24 protein-coding genes and 2 riboswitches are annotated in these 18,831 nt (G+C 39.4%); of the genes, 6 read left to right on the plus strand and 18 right to left on the minus strand.

Going from position 1 to position 18,831, the window contains the following annotated elements:
• Positions 1-25: 25 nt before the first annotated feature.
• The 5 genes from N521_RS16820 to htpX all read right to left on the minus strand — a co-directional run bounded on the left by N521_RS16820 (position 26) and on the right by htpX (position 3,377).
• The gene (locus tag N521_RS16820) at positions 26-208 is read right to left on the minus strand and encodes a hypothetical protein (protein ID WP_035392274.1); all 183 of its coding nucleotides are present in this window, start codon (positions 206-208) and stop codon (positions 26-28) included.
• A complete protein-coding gene (locus N521_RS19725; protein ID WP_008346124.1) occupies positions 201-365 on the minus strand; it encodes a hypothetical protein in 165 nt (54 codons plus the stop codon). Before N521_RS19725 ends, N521_RS16820 begins: the two co-directional genes overlap by 8 nt.
• Positions 362-889, minus strand: a complete 528-nt coding sequence (locus N521_RS16825) for a DUF421 domain-containing protein (RefSeq protein ID WP_019743078.1) — start codon at positions 887-889, stop codon at positions 362-364. The genes N521_RS19725 and N521_RS16825 overlap by 4 nt, the downstream gene beginning before the upstream one ends.
• A gap of 98 nt (positions 890-987) precedes the next feature.
• Positions 988-2,334: a TrkH family potassium uptake protein gene (locus tag N521_RS16830; protein WP_007498761.1), complete on the minus strand. Its 1,347-nt coding sequence runs from the start codon at positions 2,332-2,334 to the stop codon at positions 988-990.
• 143 nt (positions 2,335-2,477) lie between these two features.
• The gene (htpX, locus tag N521_RS16835) at positions 2,478-3,377 is read right to left on the minus strand and encodes a protease HtpX (RefSeq protein ID WP_019743079.1); all 900 of its coding nucleotides are present in this window, start codon (positions 3,375-3,377) and stop codon (positions 2,478-2,480) included.
• Positions 3,378-3,655: 278 nt separating this feature from the next.
• On the opposite strand from htpX, the gene N521_RS16840 reads away from it, so the two are divergent.
• Together N521_RS16840 and N521_RS16845 are read left to right on the plus strand one after the other, a co-directional pair.
• Positions 3,656-4,372: a DUF1836 domain-containing protein gene (locus tag N521_RS16840; RefSeq protein WP_017367113.1), complete on the plus strand. Its 717-nt coding sequence runs from the start codon at positions 3,656-3,658 to the stop codon at positions 4,370-4,372.
• A gap of 124 nt (positions 4,373-4,496) precedes the next feature.
• Complete coding sequence (locus tag N521_RS16845) at positions 4,497-4,691, plus strand: alpha/beta-type small acid-soluble spore protein (protein WP_019743080.1); 195 nt, start codon at positions 4,497-4,499, stop codon at positions 4,689-4,691.
• Between the two features lie 23 nt (positions 4,692-4,714).
• Here N521_RS16845 and N521_RS16850 read toward each other — a convergent pair whose 3' ends face one another.
• From N521_RS16850 to N521_RS16865, 4 genes are all read right to left on the minus strand, one after another.
• Positions 4,715-5,923 carry an anti-sigma factor domain-containing protein gene (locus N521_RS16850; protein WP_231493319.1) on the minus strand — a complete coding sequence of 403 codons (1,209 nt, stop codon included), beginning with the start codon at positions 5,921-5,923 and terminating at the stop codon, positions 4,715-4,717.
• On the minus strand, positions 5,920-6,675 hold the full coding sequence (sigI, locus tag N521_RS16855) for an RNA polymerase sigma factor SigI (protein ID WP_008346139.1): 756 nt from the start codon (positions 6,673-6,675) through the stop codon (positions 5,920-5,922). Before sigI ends, N521_RS16850 begins: the two co-directional genes overlap by 4 nt.
• A gap of 215 nt (positions 6,676-6,890) precedes the next feature.
• Entirely contained in the window at positions 6,891-7,682 is a 792-nt protein-coding gene (locus N521_RS16860) for a TerC family protein (protein ID WP_035392277.1), read from the minus strand.
• Positions 7,683-7,714: 32 nt separating this feature from the next.
• Positions 7,715-7,885: riboswitch (yybP-ykoY riboswitch) on the minus strand.
• Between the two features lie 78 nt (positions 7,886-7,963).
• Positions 7,964-8,578 (minus strand): DedA family protein, encoded by a 615-nt coding sequence (locus tag N521_RS16865; RefSeq protein ID WP_007498772.1) that lies wholly within the window; start codon positions 8,576-8,578, stop codon positions 7,964-7,966.
• 248 nt (positions 8,579-8,826) lie between these two features.
• On the opposite strand from N521_RS16865, the gene N521_RS16870 reads away from it, so the two are divergent.
• Complete coding sequence (locus N521_RS16870) at positions 8,827-11,250, plus strand: bifunctional diguanylate cyclase/phosphodiesterase (RefSeq protein ID WP_035392278.1); 2,424 nt, start codon at positions 8,827-8,829, stop codon at positions 11,248-11,250.
• A gap of 30 nt (positions 11,251-11,280) precedes the next feature.
• Here N521_RS16870 and N521_RS16875 read toward each other — a convergent pair whose 3' ends face one another.
• The 3 genes from N521_RS16875 to N521_RS19730 all read right to left on the minus strand — a co-directional run bounded on the left by N521_RS16875 (position 11,281) and on the right by N521_RS19730 (position 12,461).
• On the minus strand, positions 11,281-11,745 hold the full coding sequence (locus tag N521_RS16875; RefSeq protein ID WP_088004396.1) for a MarR family winged helix-turn-helix transcriptional regulator: 465 nt from the start codon (positions 11,743-11,745) through the stop codon (positions 11,281-11,283).
• A 357-nt stretch (positions 11,746-12,102) separates the two neighbouring features.
• On the minus strand, positions 12,103-12,267 hold the full coding sequence (locus tag N521_RS16880; protein ID WP_008346148.1) for a hypothetical protein: 165 nt from the start codon (positions 12,265-12,267) through the stop codon (positions 12,103-12,105).
• Between the two features lie 38 nt (positions 12,268-12,305).
• On the minus strand, positions 12,306-12,461 hold the full coding sequence (locus N521_RS19730) for a hypothetical protein (RefSeq protein ID WP_008346151.1): 156 nt from the start codon (positions 12,459-12,461) through the stop codon (positions 12,306-12,308).
• Positions 12,462-12,653: 192 nt separating this feature from the next.
• Here N521_RS19730 and N521_RS16885 point away from each other — a divergent pair, with 192 nt between their 5' ends.
• Both N521_RS16885 and N521_RS16890 read left to right on the plus strand, forming a co-directional pair.
• Complete coding sequence (locus N521_RS16885; RefSeq protein ID WP_007498778.1) at positions 12,654-12,983, plus strand: MerR family transcriptional regulator; 330 nt, start codon at positions 12,654-12,656, stop codon at positions 12,981-12,983.
• Entirely contained in the window at positions 12,955-13,194 is a 240-nt protein-coding gene (locus N521_RS16890) for a hypothetical protein (protein ID WP_035392279.1), read from the plus strand. The genes N521_RS16885 and N521_RS16890 overlap by 29 nt, the downstream gene beginning before the upstream one ends.
• Before the next feature lie 28 nt (positions 13,195-13,222).
• Here N521_RS16890 and N521_RS16895 read toward each other — a convergent pair whose 3' ends face one another.
• A complete protein-coding gene (locus tag N521_RS16895; RefSeq protein ID WP_017367108.1) occupies positions 13,223-13,585 on the minus strand; it encodes a cupin domain-containing protein in 363 nt (120 codons plus the stop codon).
• A 205-nt stretch (positions 13,586-13,790) separates the two neighbouring features.
• Here N521_RS16895 and N521_RS16900 point away from each other — a divergent pair, with 205 nt between their 5' ends.
• Positions 13,791-14,654, plus strand: coding sequence for a LysR family transcriptional regulator (locus N521_RS16900; protein ID WP_019743439.1), 864 nt, complete (start codon positions 13,791-13,793; stop codon positions 14,652-14,654).
• Positions 14,655-14,784: 130 nt separating this feature from the next.
• Here the strand turns inward: N521_RS16900 and N521_RS16905 are convergent, their stop codons facing one another.
• The 5 genes from N521_RS16905 to N521_RS16925 form a co-directional block, all read right to left on the minus strand.
• Positions 14,785-15,183 (minus strand): lipoprotein, encoded by a 399-nt coding sequence (locus N521_RS16905; protein ID WP_035392286.1) that lies wholly within the window; start codon positions 15,181-15,183, stop codon positions 14,785-14,787.
• A 101-nt stretch (positions 15,184-15,284) separates the two neighbouring features.
• A complete protein-coding gene (mgtE, locus tag N521_RS16910) occupies positions 15,285-16,643 on the minus strand; it encodes a magnesium transporter (RefSeq protein ID WP_007498785.1) in 1,359 nt (452 codons plus the stop codon).
• 207 nt (positions 16,644-16,850) lie between these two features.
• A riboswitch (M-box (ykoK) riboswitch) is annotated at positions 16,851-17,014 on the minus strand.
• Between the two features lie 131 nt (positions 17,015-17,145).
• Positions 17,146-17,289 carry a hypothetical protein gene (locus N521_RS19735; protein ID WP_008346168.1) on the minus strand — a complete coding sequence of 48 codons (144 nt, stop codon included), beginning with the start codon at positions 17,287-17,289 and terminating at the stop codon, positions 17,146-17,148.
• A 174-nt stretch (positions 17,290-17,463) separates the two neighbouring features.
• Positions 17,464-17,982: a PepSY domain-containing protein gene (locus N521_RS16920; protein ID WP_008346169.1), complete on the minus strand. Its 519-nt coding sequence runs from the start codon at positions 17,980-17,982 to the stop codon at positions 17,464-17,466.
• Between the two features lie 93 nt (positions 17,983-18,075).
• Entirely contained in the window at positions 18,076-18,765 is a 690-nt protein-coding gene (locus N521_RS16925) for a PepSY domain-containing protein (protein ID WP_035392289.1), read from the minus strand.
• Between the last annotated feature and the right edge of the window lie 66 nt (positions 18,766-18,831).

The raw sequence follows: 18,831 nt of genomic DNA on the forward strand, positions 1-18,831 counted from the left end.
TCCTGTGAGGATCGTTTTTTTCTATTTATTTTTTGTTTTTCTGTTCATTGTGACATTCATCGTTTTTTTTAGGCTTCATTAAAGTATCAATCCATTTACTGCTGTTTATATCTCCTAGCTCGCTGCCAAATTCCTCTTCCAAGATATCGGGGTTCATCGGTTTTTTATGGTCTTTCATGTCTTTACTTTTCACATGTTTTTTAGTCACGAGATGCTCCCCCCTGTTTACCTTGATGAGAATTTCGGTTCGCCTGGCGGTCTTCTGATTGCTCGTCAAATTGTGTTTGTCCTTGATCGTGTGCCATGCTTTCTGTAGGCGTCATATTATTCGTGAGTGCTTCATTTTTTGCTGTTTTTCTTTTCATCTGTCATCATTCCTTTTTAACATGTTTAGTTCTTCGCTCAATTGATCAAATAGCTCTTTCATTTGTTTGACTGTCACTGGTTTTTCCTCAGGCTTTAACTCATATCCAATTTGCCCATTCGCTTCTAGCGTTGCTTTTTTGAGACTGCTGATGTCTGTGATGCCCTGCTGCTTTAAGCGCATTTTGAATTGGTCCCTTGTCAGCCGCGTTTTTTTCAGCTTGTGATCAAGCATTTCTCCATCCTCTAAAATCACCACAGACTTCCCTGAAACCAACTTTTCAAAAAAATCAAATTGGATCGACAGCTTTTCCATAATCACAAGCGCCACAATAAAAATGGCGGCCGCATAAATGGTTTCAAGTAAATTATGCTCAATGAAGGGTTGGATAATAATCGATCCAATTGAAATCATGATGACTGTCTGTTGAACCGTTAATTGACTAATGGATTTAGGTCCTGCTATTCTCAGCAGCAAAGTACCAACGAGCAGCATTACAATTGCTTTCCATAACACATCCAGCACGTCTCTTTCACCTCTTACCTATAGATTGCGAACATCCCTTGTGATTTAGCCAGTTATATAATGGAAATAAAAAAACCAGCATTCAGTAGGAATGCTGGTTAGCCGATGATCACACGCTCTTTCGGATAATGATAATTCGCTTCACTTTCCCGGCGACCAATTAAATACAAGAAGCTTGGAATTCCAATCCGTCCTATAAACATGACCACCATAATAATACACTTACCAAATACCGACAAGTCAGACGTAATTCCGAGCGACAGTCCCGTTGTTCCAAAGGCAGAACAAACTTCAAATAAAGTTTCAAGAAGTGTATGATGGTCTGATAAAGTTAACAGAAACGTAGCACCAAACACTAAAATAAAGGCCATCATCGTCACCATGAGGGATTTATTAATATCCGCTTGATGAAGCTCTCTTTTAAAGATTTTAATGGACTTATTTCCTCTCGCAAAATGAAACAAAGCAAGTAAATTAAGGGCAAACGTAGTTGTCCGAATTCCGCCCCCTACCGAGCTTGGAGATGCCCCGATAAACATCAGCAAACATAAAAATAACAGTGTCGGCTCTGTCAATTGCGTAATATCTAATGTCGAAAGCCCGCCACTTCTGGTAGCTGTTGATTGAAACAAAGAATAAAACAAGATTTCATGCCAGCTCTTCCCTAGAAAAGTAAACCGGGCTTCAAGTGCATAAATCCCAATTGCCCCAACGACAACAAGGAGACCAAACGTAATCGTTGTAATTTTCGTAAACAATGAAAACGATGCATGTTTTCGGTCTTGATTGAATAAATAATCCTTTACTTCGACAAGTACTGGAAAGCCAATAGCGCCAAAAATGATGAGCAGCATCGTGATAAATTGGACGAAATAGTCATCTTTATAAGGAATTAACGAATTCCCTGTAATATCAAAGCCTCCATTGGTTGTTGCACTGATACTAGAGAAAAACCCGTGTAAAAAAGCGCCTTGCACATCGTAATACTTTAGAAAATACATACTTAAAATCAGACCGCCTACAAACTCAATCAGCAAGATTAAATATAAGACCTGCTTCATGAGTTTCACAATTCCTGATAAGTTGCTCTGGTTTTGGTCTGCCATAATTAATTTTCTTTCTTTAATGCCGATCCTTTTTCGCATAACCAGCCAGACGAATGTACCAAGTGTCATAATGCCGATACCACCGATTTGCAAAACAAATGCAAGGATCCACATCCCGGTCACACTAAATGTTTGTGACGTATCGACAACAGTCAGACCCGTGACACTGACAGCACTCACAGCTGTAAACAGCGCATCAATAAATGTCCATTTGACTCCTTCTTGGTGAGCCACTGGCAGACTGAGTAGAATGAACGACACGGTCACAGCAAGAAAATAGTAAAGGGCAATCAGCTGAAAAGCCGACAGCCGGTCAATTAGTTTTTTCATTGGATTCATGGTTATTCCTTCTTTTATCTTTCTTTTCGAATACTTTATCATTTTAATGAAAAGAGAGAAGATTTTAAAGGTATTTTGTGCTTTATTTACTTTTTCATCAAAAAGAAAAAGACATCCTTACGCAGAATGTCTTTTGATCTTTCTTATTTTGCTTCTAGTCTTCTAATTCTTTCGTTTAAATCAGGGTGTGTTGAGAAAAGAGAAGCTTTTCTTTTACCACTGATTTTCAGTGTAGCAACAGCTGCTTGATCATCATCTTTAATTCTTGATGTATACGCCTCTAGTGAACGAAGCGCATGAATCATTTTATCTTTTCCTGCAAGGTCCGCACCGCCGCGGTCTGCATGGAATTCACGATGTCTAGAGTAAGCAAATACGACAAGGCTTCCTAAGATAGAGAAAATAATTTGGAAGACGATCACAGCGATAAAGTGAACAATCGGCACAAGCTCTTCACGTGAAACGAAACGGCTTGCGATCCATGCCGCAATTCTTGAAAGGAAGACAACAAACGTGTTGACGATTCCTTGAAGTAACGTCATTGTGACCATGTCACCGTTCGCTACGTGAGCGACTTCGTGAGCGATAACCCCTTCAACTGCTGCATCATCCATTTCATGAAGCAATCCAGTTGATACGGCAACAAGCGATCTTCTCTTAGAAGGACCTGTCGCAAAAGCATTTACTTCAGATGATTGGTAAATACCGACCTCAGGCATTTTAGAAAGGCCTGCTGCTCTTGATAGTCTGTGAACGCGGTCAACAAGCTGCTGCTCATCATATGTTAAAGAATCCTTTTCTGGATTTAACACACGCACACCCATCATCATTTTTGCCATCCAGCGAGACATCGCTAGTGACATAAACGAGCCTACAAAACCAACAACTGCACTGAATACAAGAAGATAAAGGATATTAAGTCTTCCGTCTGCTCCTATATAAGAACCAACACCAGTTGCTGCACTAATAACCGATAGGACAATACCAATCGTAGTGATAACAAGAATGTTCGTTAATATAAACAGAAATATTCTTTTACCCATACATAACCTCCGCTGTCATATTAAGTTCATTTGAACTTATTAATAAAATTATAAAAATAAACGTCTCAAATTGCAAGGAAAAAGGAATCGTTTTCTATGTTTATCATACTGGCTCAAACCTCGTCATTTCAATGATTACGCTACTTGCATCCGCTAAAAAGTGAACAAATTGTGACGCAGCGGTCCTATTTTAGTTTATTTTGCATTTTCATTAAAAAGAGATTATGATGTTGAATTAGATCAATAATCACGTTTTTGACGTACAAATGAGGTGGAACATGGTGACTTTTAAATTAACGAGAATTGACATGACGAGACTTCTGTATTCTCTAAAAGGCGAGGGAGATCTGACTCCGCTTCAGCTTTTGAATTTATCTGTAAAAAGCGATAAGGAACATGAATATGATGAATTAAAAATCCCTTCGTTTTTTGAAAAACTCGAACGGCGGAAGCAAAAATCAGAGCACGGGCTTTCAACGAACGAAATCGTTGAGCTTGGCAACTTGTGTGAGCTGACTTCTCTTAAATCGACAGCCATTCAAAACTGGATCAAGCGCGATATTAAAGATATGATCGGCCATCCAGAGCTTGGCAAGAAGTACTCCATTGATCAGGTCGTTATTTTATTAATTGTCCGGGATTTAAAATCAGTATTTGATTTTGATTCTATTCGTATGATCTTATCTGCCTTATTTAATACGATCACAGATCGAACGGATGATATTATCAGCCCCATCCGTTTTTATGAAGCATATGCGCACGTCCTTGATTTTATTTATCACCATACACATTTTCCATTAAAGGAAACGAATTTACGAGAAATGACAGAAGAGCAGACGGACAAGCTCCACGAAGAGTTTACAGAATTGACGAAGCCGCAATGGCAATTGATTAAAGGCATTATCAGTTCCACAGTTTTCTCCGTTTTCACTTCTCACTTGCAAAGCACAGCGCAAGAAATGATGTTTAATACGCTTCAGCTGAAAAAGGCTTAAAACTGAGCCCGAGGTGACCTTCATCACCTCGGCTTTTTTGTGCAGCAATTGCCAGCATAATTGCAGGCTGTTTTTTTCAAAATAAGAAGGCGCAACAAACATGAGGTGAAAGGAGGAATCTGTGATGGCAAATCGAAATCAACTTCTTGTTCCTGGAGTAGAACAAGCATTAGATCAATTTAAATACGAGATCGCTCAAGAATTTGGCGTGACTCTCGGTTCAGATACAGTCGCACGTTCAAACGGTTCTGTTGGCGGCGAGATTACAAAAAGACTCGTACAGCAGGCGCAATCTCAAATGGGCCATTCAACTAAATAAAGACATGGTGAAATACGCCGGATCTATTCTGGCGTTTTTTTACTGTTCATATGTAGGCTCATCCCGGTTTTCACGGTATGAAGGCGGTGTATTTTTCCCTTTTTGTTTGACGTCATTTCTGTTACGTTCGACGTACGGACGATTCTGACCACTGTCGTTTTTTTTACATGCTTTTCAGCATCACCACGTGATGTGCCATTTGGATGTCTTTTTTCATCAGGATCAGTCGAGTGATTTTTTTTTTGCTCTTTGTCTTTTTCAAAAGGGCGGTCCTTTTCTTCTTTTCCCTTTTTCTCTTTATTTTCATGATTAGGGCTTGTTTGGTGAGGCTTTTGAACAGCTCCTTGCTCTTCCCTCTCAACTTCCTTCTGCTCTTTGTCCTCGCCTTCTGGAGCCTCTTTATCCGGCTGCATCTCATCGCTAACGTCTGTCTTTATATCTTCTTTTTTGTCTTCGTCTTTTTGATCTTCATCAGCATTTTTCGGCTCTTCTTCTTTGACAGCCTCGTCATCTGCTGGATCTTCATCTTCTTTTTTAACGTCCTCTTGTTCGTTGTCTTGCATTTCTTGATTTCTAATATAAGTTCCTGTTGAAATGCCTGCTTTTTGTGCCTTTTCTCTTGTTTCCAGGTCACCTTCCACAGTTTCCAGCTTATAATTGCGCTTTTGATATTCCCCCGAGATGGTGCTGATTTTACTTTTTACGTTTGTTTTGTATGTATGATCCTGCTTGTTTTCATAAACAGTTGAAATATAAATGCTTTTAGAGTGGTTCACGTATCCTTTTTTATCACAATCATCGATGATTTCCTGCACGACTTTGGTCATGTCGTTTTTTTCTAAATCTTTCATACTGGCCAGTACTTGCTTCGCATCTTTATTCAGCGGAGTGACACCGATCACTTGATAATTGTGATCGAGTTTCAGCTCAAAACTTGGGTTAATGTCAATCGTCATATATGCATATGCTTTTTGACTTGAGAAAGATGGCATCATAGTGAAGATCACGACAATAATTGCTGCAATTGATAGAATTCCTGCATTTAACGGACGTAAACGAAGCAGGTCAAAAAAACCGGCTCTTTTTCTTTCGAGACGTGATTCATTCGGAAACGTCACTTCTTGACCGATTTCATAGTCTTGCTGTTCATACTTTGTCCGCAGAAATTGTCCATCAGGGGTCAGCAGTGTGACATATTTTTTGTTTTTCTCTACTATAATGCCTCTTCTCATGAATTAAGCACCCCTTTAAGGTAATCTTTCAAATACACATAATCACCTGTCATAATGATCGCCATCGCAATAATATATTTTCTATTTCTCTCAATCGTTTTGCGGCTGACTTCCACTAGCTTTTCCAGCTGTTTGACTGGCAATTGTTTTTTCTGAAATAAAATGGTTCTCAGTTCATCGTGCTTAACGAGTGTATGGGCCACTTTAATGGCATTTTGTCTCGCATCCGCATGCTTTGGTGAATGCTCAAGCAGTTCTTGAAACGTAAGACCATATACTTTCAATCGTTCTTTAAAATGTTCAATCTCTTCTCTTCTATGTTCTTGTTCAATTAAACGCCTATATTCATTTGCAGAAAGCTCTGCTTCAATCATGCTTTGCGAGTACTCGCCATTCTCACTTTCTTGAAGGTCCATTTGAACCGTTGGCGCGTTTCTTGCTTCTTTTCGAATATAGTCGATTACTTTTCTTTTAATAATTAACTCCGCAAATGCAAGGAGTGAGTTGCCTTTTTCGGCAGAGTATTTTTCTATCGCTTCATTAAAGGCAATTAAGCCTACGCTAAATTCATCATCTTTTTCATCTATATATCGTTTACAAACGGATGAAACCGTCTTAGCGACAAATGGTTTGTATTGCTCTATTAATGCATTTTGCAGCTCGGTATCACCCTGTTGGATGTTGATTGCCGACTGCTCTAATGTTTGCTTTTTCTTTCCCTTTTTAAACAAAAGGCTAAGCAATGGTTTCACCTCAGTTCTCCCTATATTACTCATTTATGATAGCTAATTTATGAGGGAAGCGCAAAGGAAGAAATGAGGAATTCATTTCCTGTTACTCAATTGTGACATGTATTTCTTTATCTACTTTACAACGTTTCGTTTAAAAGCAAAGAAATAAGGGGGTATCCCCCCCTTTTTTGTAATATACGTGTTATGAAAATGAAATGATATTTCTTTCAAAAAACCTACTCTTCCAGCCGCATCTCTTGTTTTTCCTCGTTTTGCTGGCTGCCTTTTCTTGATGGACTTGATAAAAACCAACCAAATGCTGCAATTGCGAGAAGGACCGTCCAGAAAATGATTTTCCATAATGTTGAATGAATGAAATGAGAGGACACGACCCCAATAGCTGGATGAGAAAGTGTATAGAGCGTCAGCTTCACGCCAACCCATCCAACAATGACAAATGCTGCTGTTTCTAGGCTTGGTCTCGTTTTAAGCAGTTTCACAAATACAGTCGCCGCAAACCTCATGATCACTAGACCAATGATACCGCCTAATAGAATGACAATAAATTGACCGCCATCAAGCCCACCAATTTGTGGAAGGTTTGTTACTGGCAGAGTCACAGCTAATGCAACGGCTGCTAAAATAGAATCTACTGCAAATGCAATGTCAGCAAACTCAACTTTTACGACGGTTGCCCAAAAGCCGCTTTGTTTCATGTTTGTGTCTGCTTCCTTTTTCTTAAATACGTGCGATTTTAAAATATGGTGAATCGAAATATAGAGAAGATATATTGCGCCAATGGCTTGAACTTGCCACACATCTACTAAAAACGAAATAAGAAAAAGAGAACCAAATCGCATGACAAATGCTCCCGCAAGTCCGTAAAATAATGCCTTTTTTCTTTGTTTTTCAGGAAGGTGTTTGACCATCACAGCCATAACCAGCGCATTATCAGCTGCTAAAATCCCTTCTAATCCAATCAATACGAGAAGAACCCACCCGTACTCTAAAATAATTGCTGCATCCATCATCATTCCTCCTTATTTTTTATCTATTGTCCCACAACAGACAAAGGCTTATGAATGCAAAAAAGACCTTTGCCTGTAATGGCAAAGGTCTTGCTAGACATGTGATATGTAAATCATGCCAACAAAGCCGATGGAATGAGGTTCCATGTAATGACGACTTTGTTTCCGGTAAAAACCGGACGCTACTCCCCTTTGGTGGGATTAAGAATATTTAGATTACTTATATCATAATCAACAGACCCCGTATTGTCAACAGGTGACTTTTCATCTTCACCCACTGATTAAGCCGTTGGTGTTTCTGTTTTTCTTTTTCTTCGTTTCAGCCACACGTAGAGAACAAACAATAAGAGCATACCAATTCCAATCGGCAATACATATGGTTCTAAAATGGTTCCAACCTCTTGCCAGTTCTCCCCAAGGACAAATCCTAGATACACATATACAAATGTAATTGGCGTAATCGCCAAAAACGTATACAGGCAAAAAACCCACACATTCATCTTCGCAATCCCGCACGGAATGGAAATAAGGGTTCTGACCCCTGGAATAAACCGGCCACTAAACGCAACAAATCCGCCATGTTTTTCAAAAAAGGCATCCGATTTATCAAGTGACTCAGGTTTCACAAAGAAATACTTCCCATATTTATTTAAAAAGGGTCTGCCTCCGTAACGCCCTAACCAGTACAAGGTCAAGGGGCCTGCCACACCGCCAATAGAACCGGCAGCCACAACACCGATGAAGGCCATGTCCCCTTTTGAAACCCAGTAACCTGCAAGAGGCAACACCACTTCAGCAGGAACAAATTCAATGCATAATGCAAGAAAGATGCCGAAGTACGACAAATTCTTAAAGGCATCAGCTAATGAAATAATAAAATCTTCGATGTTTATCAATCCCTTTCACACATAATCAGTTTGACAGGCTATGCTTGCAAATCGTACCGTGCCACCTATTAAACGAATAAAAAACCAAAAATGATTCACTTTTCTTCGTTTTTTTACATTAAATTTGATTTTACTATAAAAAATGTTCAAAAAAAATGCTAAATGCCCTTTTTAAGTAAAGGAAAAGTGAACACAGGCGCCACTTGATCCGATATATTAAGTATATGTCTGTTTTTAGATACAGGAGGTTTTCTTACATGACACATTTAACAGGAAGCTACAACGGATGGCTTGTCTTTCTGTCAGTCGCTGTCGCCGCTGTCGCCTCCTACTCAGCTCTTCAATTAGCCAGCCGGGTGATCCAGTCGAGCGGCGCAAAGAAAAGAGTATGGTTGATCATTGGTGCGATGATCATGGGGATGGGAATATGGTCAATGCATTTTATTGGCATGATGGCGTTTCACCTACGCTCTGGTATCACATATGAAACACCCTTACTCATTTTATCGATTTTGGCCTCTTTTATCGGTTCTTTCATTGCATTTTCAATATGTATTCAGCAACAACTTTCTACAAGACGACTTTTGATTAGTTCGATCACGATGGGCTCAGCTATTTGCAGCATGCACTACCTCGGATTGGAATCAATGGCGAATGTCACCATCAGCTATGACCCTGTTCTCTTTTTTCTTTCGTTTTTTATTGGTGCGCTCGCTTCATTCTTTTCATTACACCTTTTTTTCCGGCTCCATCGCTCTGAGAAAAGGCGGGGAGATCAGCTGTTAAAAATAGCGGGTGCACTGATGATGGGCGGTGCTGTTGCGGGCATGCATTACACAGGCATGGCGTCTTCGACGATGTTTTTTCATTCAGATGGTCAGGTCGCTGCGGGTGGTTCTCTTGAAATGTCACCATTCAGCCTGTCCATTTTCATCGGCCTGATGACACTTATCGTCCAATCACTCATGATTTTCGGCGCCTATATTGATCACCGGATTATGTCACAATCAGATCAGCTAAAAGAAAATGAACAGCGGTTCCAATCACTGATCAAACATAATATAGATGGTATTATCGTGTTATCTGTTGATCGAAAAGTGATATCTGCGAATGACCCAGGCAAACACATTTTGAAAATGTGCAATTCCTGGATTGGTGATGATGTGAGTCAATACGTCATGCCGACTGAGATGTGGGAAGACTTTATTTATCAATCAAAAAAAGCAATTACGCGTGAAGCAGAACTGAAAGCAGCAGATCGTTTTTATTATTATCATGTTACATACATACCCGTACACGTCAACCATACACTTGACAGCATTTATCTCGTTTTAAAGGATTTAACCCAGCAGAAGATTGCTGAAAAAGAAATTCATGTGATGGCACATTATGATGCACTAACTGAACTTCCGAACCGTCGTCACGGAATTAATCATTTAAATGATGTTTTATCCGCTCAAGAAGAGACAAAAACGTCAACGGCAGTTCTTTTTCTTGATTTAAATCGGTTTAAAATTATTAATGATGCCCTTGGTCATAACATAGGCGATCTGCTGTTGAAAGCCGCCGCAAACAGACTAACCAAATGTTTGCCTGACAATGGCTTTATTGCAAGAATTGGCGGGGATGAATTTTTAATGATCTTTCCTCACATGGAGCATAACACACATAAAATTGAACAGCTTTTGAAAAACATCATTCGCCAATTTGAACGTCCTTTTTTCATTCAAAACCATCAGCTCATTACATCCATTAGTATTGGAATCGCCATCTCTCCGCAAAACGGAAAGAATGGTATGGAATTGATGAGAAAAGCAGATATGGCCATGTATTTATCAAAGAAACATAAACAAAGCCGCTATGAATTCTTTACTGAATCTATGGAGAGATTGAGTGAGGACAGACTCAATCGCGAACTGGAGCTACGAGATGCCATTCAAAGAAAGCAGTTTGTGCTTCATTATCAGCCGCAAATCAGCGCCAAAACAAGACAGATGACAGGTGTTGAAGCCCTTTTAAGAATGAAAGCACCAGACGGTTCTCTAAAATCACCCGAGGCTTTCATTGAACTTGCTGAAGAATCCGGCCTGATCATCGATATTGGAAGGTGGGTCATTGACACGGCATGTCAGCAGGCAAAATTGTGGTATGACAAGCAATTGAAAATTCCTGTAGCGGTCAATTTATCTGCTAAGCAGTTTAACTCTGAAGACTTAATTGATTTGATTAAACTAACGCTAAAAAAATACGACCTTCAACCATCACTTCTTGAGCTTGAAGTGACAGAAAGCATGACAATGGACAACATCAAGCAGTCAAAACAGGTACTGACATCTCTAAAACAACTTGGCGTCCGTATTAGTATTGATGATTTTGGTACAGGCCACAGCTCTTTAAGCTATTTGAAGGATTTGCCGATTCACCGCCTGAAAATTGATAAATCATTTATCGAGGATATTTTGAGCGATTCAAAGTCTGAGCAAATCACAGGGGCTATTATTGCAATGGGGCACCAGCTATCTCTAGAAGTCATTGCTGAAGGTGTTGAAACTTTTGCACAAGCGCAACTTTTATCTGCGCAGGGCTGTGACGATCTACAAGGCTTTTATTATGCCAAGCCACTTCCAGCTAGTGATATTGAAAAATTTATCGCCTATCCTGCTCATCAGCTGGATACATAAAAAAGGTGCCAACCATGGCACCTTTTCGTTTTATCTAAATAACAAATGCTGACTGTGAATACCTGCTTTTTTCAGCAGACTAATTAATTGCTCCTGTTCTTCACGCGAAAGACCAGAAAACGCCCGCGCAATTCGAAGAGAATGGATTGGATAAATTTTATCCAGATAACTGCGCCCTTTATCCGTTAAATGGGCATAAACTGACCGCTTATCCTTTGGGTCCTGTTCTCTTTCAATGAAACCATTTCGTTCTAACTTGTCAATTACGTACGTCACATTCCCGCTGACAAGCAGGAGTCTTGAGCCGATTTGCTGAAGTTTTTGAGCACCTCTCGTATACAGTAATTCGAGAACGGCAAATTCAGTTGGATTAAATCCATGCTCCTTGCTGTCTCTAATACTGTGTTCGGAAACGCTTTTAAATGCCCTTGCAAAAACTTTGTAAAGCGTCATTGAACGTTCTACTTCTTCTTCATTAAACGATAGTCTCATCACATATCTACCTCTTATAATATTTTTTTAACTTCAAGGCTTTCTTGCGGTGCAGTTGGAGCCTTTCGTAAAAAATAGAAGTACGTTTTTGAAAACCCTTTCAACCACATAAGTGACTCCATTCGTGTTATGTATAAGATTTCGATATAAACTTTTAAAATCCTTCTTATTTTTCACAATCATCTCGAAAAAAAGCTTTTCCAGCAAACCATCATGTTACGACAAATTTTAACATAATCTGTAAAGGCTCTATATTTCCTTACATTTGATTCGTCAAATTTCTACAAAATTCAATATTGCTATAATATTAAACACACAAAAAAAGAACCCTTCATGTGACAACGCACATGATAAGGGATGTTAAAGATAGCGATCTGTTTTGTTGAAAAAGAAATGATACTCTTTTTTTAAGTCACTAATTGTCATGTTCTTGGTCATATCAGGGCTATACACCCCAAGTGAGCAAAGCTGCTTCGTATAATAATGTCTTTCTTTCGCTAAAGCTTCTTTTAATATACGCCGCACGACATCTCCCCTCCTATCAATGGATATGGATCGGGTGCTTATGAGGACTTTTTATACAAATCATTTTGTACGGCTCTAAGAAGAGCATGTGCATTCTGACCCGCAGCCTGCATGAACTGCTCCAGCAGTTCATCCCTCTTCACATCTAATGCGATGATTTCTTTTGCCATACGGATGATCTGTGTTTTCTCCATCAAGTGCGCCTCCTCCTCATTTTTTCTTTTTATTATCATATGTTCACGTGATATGATTTGCACGTTATGTGTTAATTTTCCTTCCATTGTTTTTCACTTTTTTCATTTTTGTGTTATATTATCTAACAAACGTTAGGTTTTTTTACTGACTTTTCGATATAATATGAAGAAAAGACTTGCAGGGGTGAGGATATGACGCAGGAAGATGTATCTTATAAAGATAAAAAAGTCATTTCAATCGGGATTGTCAGTGAATTAACAGGGCTTTCCGTCAGGCAAATCCGATATTATGAGGAACGGAAACTCATCTACCCCCAGCGCTCAACAAGAGGCACACGGAAATACTCTTTTTCTGATGTAGAACGTTTAATGGATATCGCCAATAAACGGGAAGATGGTGTGCAGACAGCGGAAATTTTAAAAGACATGAAGAAAAAAGAACAGGCATTAAAAAGCGGACAATATAAGAAAAAAATGCTGGAAGGTCAAATTAATGCACACTTCCGGTACAAAAATCGATGAACTAAATAAAAATCGCTTACTTGGCAAAATAGACTTAGCATCTGATCGACCTGAATATGAAACGATGAAAGCACGAACTTACCCAAAGACCGATTCGCAGAAGAGTCTATTTCAGACAACGAAAACCAATGAATCATTGAAACAGCAAAACGAGGCAGCAATTGCAGCCTCGTTATTAGCTAAAACAACCATTCAACTATTTATCACCTAAGATACTTGATCTTTAACGATTTAGTTTTTCAAATTTGTTCAGGAATCGAAACAGTTCGTTCATTGAGCACATTCCCCGTGTTTAGCGTCGTTTTGGGTTCAATTAAGAGCAAGTGAACTTCTTCTTCAGCAATTGGCTGATGTTCAACTCCTTTTGGAATCACAAGAAATTCTCCTTCATTAAGCGTTATTTCCCTATCCCTAAAACGGATGACTAGATTGCCTTTCCACACAAAGAACATTTCATCCTCATCATCATGGTGATGCCAAATGAATTCACCCTTAATTTTCACCATTTTCATGTATGAGTCGTTCAACTCTCCACTTATTCTAGGATTCCAATAATCATTTATTTGCGAAAATTTTTCTTCGATATTTACCTTTGAAATCAATCGATTCCCCTCCTTATTAAATGGAAACGTCTGTTTTAATTGCCACAGCTAAAAAATTCTCATTTTCTCCTCTCGATCAAATAAAAGGGACGCAATGAGCATCAACCTCTTCCATCATTCAGTTTACATACTTCATTGGATCACGTAAAATCAAAAAATAGCATATAGATCATCACAATTTGTGATGCAAAAAAGGAGAGTTAGTTTGGATATTAAATCTTTGGAAGTATTTAAAGCCGTTGCCATTGAACAAAGCATCACAAAAGCTGCTCAAAAATTAAATTATGTGCAGTCCAATGTCACCGCAAGAATCCAACGTCTTGAACAAGAGTTAGGTGTACCTCTTCTCTATCGATATCATAAGAAAATATCTTTAACGCCTGCAGGACGTGAACTGCTGCCCTATGTAAATAAATTACTATACGATTACGAAGAAGCGATAGAAGCAGTAAAGCTTTCCTCTACTCCGCGGGGATCTTTACACATTGGATCTATAGAGTCCACCGCATCTACGAGATTGCCCAGCATTTTCACAGAATATCACAAAAAATTTCCACAAGTAGAATTGAGCTTGTATATGGCACCTACAGTCGATCAAGTTAGCGCTATCCTCAACTACAAAGTAGACGGCGCCTTGGTAGATGGGCCAATTCTTCATCCAGAAATCATCGAGTATCCTGTATTGGAAGAATCCCTCGTTCTCATTACAAGCTACTCCACGGAGCAATTCCAGGTAGAATCTATTTTACATGAGCCGTTGCTCTCGTCATTCGCCCATTGTATTTATTTAGGACGATGGCAAAAGTGGCTAGAGAACAACGGCTATCCTCCTATGAAGGTCATGGAATATGGTACGTTAGAGGGCGTCCTTAAATGTGTTGAAAGCGGACTGGGAGTGACCGTATTACCAAAATCTATGGTTGAATCTCGGGGACAAGGCAAATTTACCTGTCATCCATTACCAGAACCACATCGAATCGTGCCCACTGTGTTGATCAGGCGACGTGATTCGTACATGACCAGTGCCCTGTCACAATTTATGGAGTTAATGGGCATCACGAATAAGTGATCTGAGACAGATCATTGTTTCATAAATAAGATCATGTGTGATAAAAAAAGAGGATAGATAGAGCGACATTCTTTCAGCTCTTCTATCCTTCTTATGCCTGACTGATCATAAAGCATATGAACGATTCTTTTTATTTAGATGAAGCGTCAGTTCCTTCAACAACCCCTACAAAGTCAATTCGTACGCCGCCTTTTTCAGGATCTTCTTTCACCCGAAAGGCAAGCGCCTTTTTTTCTCCAGTGATTGCATCTTTATAATTCGCATGAAAGACGTGGATGCTGGCTTCTTCCATTTGAAAATCTTCATAAGAAAGCGTCTCAATTCCCCATTCCTTTTTCGATTTAAGAATGTCATTTGGGCTTGGGACTGCGCCTTCGACATAGACATTGTCCATTTTTCGTTTATTTCCTTCAGTTATCGCTTCAAGCATATGCTCTGATGCCACCAGTCTTCTGTCTTTCCCCTCGTCTTCTCTTGAACATGCACTTAGCAAAACAATGCACATGAAAATGAATAAAAACTTCTTCATTTTTCTCTCCCACCTTCTCCTTAAAATGTAAAGGATGGAAGCGCTATATGCAATCTTTATTCAAAAAAGACTGTAAAACGTTACATTTTACAGTCTTTTGACTACATCAGTGTATGAAGAAATGCTGTTGCAATTCCAAAATAGATGAGTAAGGATAAAATATCATTCAATGTTGTGATCAGTGGTCCAGATGCAATGGCTGGGTCCACGTTTAATCTGTGTAAAATAATCGGCACGACCGTACCTGCCATTGTCCCAATAATCAGTGTTGCAAGAAGCGAGGAACCAACAACAAAACCTAAAATCATATTGCCCTGCCATACCATGGCAACGACCGTAATAATGATTGAACAAACAATCCCAATATAAATACTTGTTCTCAGCTCTCTGAAAATCAAGCGCATAATGGTTTTTTTCGTTAATTCTTCTTTTGACAATCCTCTAATGACAACCGCTAGAGACTGTGTCCCTGTATTCCCTGTCATACCTGCAATCATCGGCATGAAGAACGCTAAAGCAACGACTTGTTGCAAAGTATCTTCAAAATAATTCAAGATACTGCCTGAAATCAGCCCAATGAATAAGAGTAAAATAAGCCACGGAAGACGGCGGTATGCCGCCACAAATGCCGGTGTGTCGAACGTGATATCTTTACCAGAGGCAGCAAACTTTTCATAGTCTTCTCCTGCCTCTTGAATCACAACATCAATGATATCATCGACTGTCACAATTCCGACTAGGACATTGTTCTCTTCTACAACAGGGATGGCAAGGAAATCATATCGTTCAATGAGCTTTGCGATTTCTTCCTGGTCTTGAAAGGCACCAACGGCAATGACTCTTGTAAACATAAGATCCTGCACTTTTTCATCTGGCTCACCTAAAATAAGATCCCTGTATGAGAGTACCCCTACAAGCTGTTTTTGATCATTTATGACATATAAGTAGTTGATCGATTCGGCAATTTCAGCAAAGCTTTTCAGCTTCACCACGGCATCCTGAACCGTATAATGCTGCGGAATCCAAACGTACCGATTGGTCATGATCCGACCTGCTGTCTCAGCAGGATAATTCATGAGAAGCTGGACGGCCTTGGATTCCTCTGCTTCCATGTTAGATAAAAGCTGATCCTTCAGCTCATCCTCCATCTCATCAAACAAGTTGGCTAGATCATCGTTATCCATTTTGTTTGTGACGAAGGTGGCTTTGTCTTTCCCTACTTTTTCAAGAACAATCTCTTGATATTCCCGCTCCAGTTCACCCATCATTTCCGTCACGTCATCGACTGTTAAAAAGCTGAGAAAGCGGCCGCGGTGTTTTTCTGGAAGCTCCTTGAATAAGTAGGCCATATCATAAGGCTGAAGTTCTTCCATAATGTTTTTAAATTCTTTACGTTTTCCATCTCTTAGTAAAATAATGATGCGTAAAATGAGTTCATCGTACGTAATGTTCTGTATCATCGCTGTTACCTCCCCAAAATCAGGAGATACCCGAATCCCTTAGATTGTGCGGGGGTCAGGATCTCCTCTATCTGATGCGTCAATCTGATCTTTTGACATACTCTCTATGTGTCTCGAATCGGGATGATCCATCCCCACACCTCCTTTTCTCATAAAAAAGCACCTTCAACCGAATGAAGGCGCTTTGTAAGCATGACAAATAAACACTTGCTCCTTCAATCGTAGAGCTTTAGCACTGTATGGCATAGGATTCATCCAGCTGCATTAAAAATCACCTTATGTCGATGATTCCTGTTGACCCATTGGCGTCTTTGGACATTTTTGGGCAGCAGCGTATCTCCATACAGGAGCCTCACCTAACGAAGTCTCATATTGTTGACACACTGAGATTACAGAAAAAGCGCAATGATGTCAATAAGCAAGATGCCAAGTTTCCTGATGTATTCGCTTTCTTTTCAAAAAAAGAGCGATCGACAAGTTGACCATCGCCCTTTCATGTCTTTTATTCTTCTTCCGGCTGATTCATATCCTCTTGGGAGAGGAGATGAAAGGAATCATGCAAAAACAAAGCATATCCTTCTCCATCAGGATGGGGAACATATTCCGCACGATCCATCGTCTGTTCTTCTTCTTTTTTCTTCATCATATTCTCTCGCCTCCTTTCAAGTAGTTTGTCCCAATGAAAAAACCTTACACATAAAAGTGTAAGGTTCAGCATGTGCGTGCTGGTGCTCACGAATGTCAAATTCGCTCCGCGCCAGTACTCGTCCTTCCTAGGGCTGCAAAGGTTTTCTATCACGCTCAAAGGTTCATTTATGGCTTAATCGTCCCATTCTTGCTTGAGGATTTTGCCTGTTTTAGCGGAAATCTCAAAATCAACTTCTTCGCCGCTTGGTGTCGTAATTTCAATTTCATACAAGTACACACCATTTTCTTTATCTAATTCTGAATCTGTGACTGTTCCTTTTACTTTTGCAAGGGCAATTTGTTCAGCCTGTTTTTTGGTGATTTTTACATTTTGTTTCTTTTCTTTGACTGGATCATTGAGCGCTTTGCCTGTTTTGGCATCGACATATACTTTATATTCAAAGCCGCCTTTTTTAATCTCGACCTCATATACCCATTTTCCTTTTTTACGCTCAAGATCTACATCATCTACATAGCCTTTCACAACTTTTAATGCTGCTTTTTCAGCCTGTTTCTTTGAGACAAATGAAGATTTCTTTTGTACCACTTGTTCGGCATTTGCCGTTTGATTTGTATTTTGCGCTTGAAGGGTGAAACCACCTGCGACAAGTGCTCCTGTGAATGCTGTAGCTACTAGTACTTTTTTTATCATGTTTAATTCCTCCTCTGTTTGATTTCTCCTTTATCTTAAAAAAACAAGATGATAAAGGAAGGAAAGGAACATGAGAAAATCATGAGAAAATGATTAGTTTTCGTACGTAATGCCTTCAATATCTCCTGTATAAGCATTCACTAACACCTCTGCCTCTCTTCCATCCGGCAAATCGAGCTCTACCTCAAACACGAGCATTCCACTAAAAGTTTCAAGATCTGCATCATCCACTGTGCCGCCTACTTCTTTTACGGCAATCTGAATGGCTTCTTCTACCGTTATTTTTGTCAGCTTCTTTTCTTTAGAGGTTGGCTTTTTCTTTTCTGCTTCAATCACCTTGAACGTGTCTTTCTCAACATCCACTTGATACAGTTCTTTTTTTGATTGAATCGTAAAGATAAAGCGATCCGATTTTTCTTTCTTTTGAATCACGGTACCCTTCACTTTTTTCACTGCCACTTCTTCTGCTTGGAGTTCGGCATTTTTCTCAATTGGTTTTTGATAGCTCTTTAACTGTTTCATCTCTTTCATTTGACCGCTTGAGGAAGATGCAATGATTTGATAGATGCCATTTGAATTTTCAAGCGTCAATGTATAGTCCTGTTTATGGTTGATCAGATCAATATTTGTGATGTTTCCATTGTAGTCTTTTGCGATGATTTTTTTTATGTCTGCTTCGCTTAATATTTTTTTGTCAATGGTTTGAATCATGAGCATTGCAAAAGCCACAAGAATGAAAAGACATCCTGCGAGCGCAAGCAGCATTTTCAGTTTTCTAGACATGCAGCGCCTCCTTCCTATTTCCTATTTTATAAGGAGGAAATGAGAAATTGATGAGAAAAGACCTAT

It is taken from the genome of Bacillus sp. UNC125MFCrub1.1, assembly GCF_000701305.1.
Taxonomy (GTDB): domain Bacteria; phylum Bacillota; class Bacilli; order Bacillales; family Bacillaceae; genus Bacillus; species Bacillus altitudinis.

Coding starts and splice junctions, on each gene's coding strand:
- N521_RS19725 (WP_008346124.1), bottom strand. CDS start 365: ATGAAAAGAAAAACAGCAAAAAATGAAGCACTCACGAATAATATGACG.
- N521_RS16830 (WP_007498761.1), bottom strand. CDS start 2,334: ATGAATCCAATGAAAAAACTAATTGACCGGCTGTCGGCTTTTCAGCTG.
- htpX (WP_019743079.1), bottom strand. CDS start 3,377: ATGGGTAAAAGAATATTTCTGTTTATATTAACGAACATTCTTGTTATC.
- N521_RS16840 (WP_017367113.1), top strand. CDS start 3,656: ATGGTGACTTTTAAATTAACGAGAATTGACATGACGAGACTTCTGTAT.
- N521_RS16845 (WP_019743080.1), top strand. CDS start 4,497: ATGGCAAATCGAAATCAACTTCTTGTTCCTGGAGTAGAACAAGCATTA.
- N521_RS16850 (WP_231493319.1), bottom strand. CDS start 5,923: ATGAGAAGAGGCATTATAGTAGAGAAAAACAAAAAATATGTCACACTG.
- N521_RS16860 (WP_035392277.1), bottom strand. CDS start 7,682: ATGGATGCAGCAATTATTTTAGAGTACGGGTGGGTTCTTCTCGTATTG.
- N521_RS16870 (WP_035392278.1), top strand. CDS start 8,827: ATGACACATTTAACAGGAAGCTACAACGGATGGCTTGTCTTTCTGTCA.
- N521_RS19730 (WP_008346151.1), bottom strand. CDS start 12,461: ATGGAGAAAACACAGATCATCCGTATGGCAAAAGAAATCATCGCATTA.
- N521_RS16885 (WP_007498778.1), top strand. CDS start 12,654: ATGACGCAGGAAGATGTATCTTATAAAGATAAAAAAGTCATTTCAATC.
- N521_RS16890 (WP_035392279.1), top strand. CDS start 12,955: ATGCACACTTCCGGTACAAAAATCGATGAACTAAATAAAAATCGCTTA.
- N521_RS16905 (WP_035392286.1), bottom strand. CDS start 15,183: ATGAAGAAGTTTTTATTCATTTTCATGTGCATTGTTTTGCTAAGTGCA.
- mgtE (WP_007498785.1), bottom strand. CDS start 16,643: ATGATACAGAACATTACGTACGATGAACTCATTTTACGCATCATTATT.
- N521_RS19735 (WP_008346168.1), bottom strand. CDS start 17,289: ATGATGAAGAAAAAAGAAGAAGAACAGACGATGGATCGTGCGGAATAT.
- N521_RS16920 (WP_008346169.1), bottom strand. CDS start 17,982: ATGATAAAAAAAGTACTAGTAGCTACAGCATTCACAGGAGCACTTGTC.
- N521_RS16925 (WP_035392289.1), bottom strand. CDS start 18,765: ATGTCTAGAAAACTGAAAATGCTGCTTGCGCTCGCAGGATGTCTTTTC.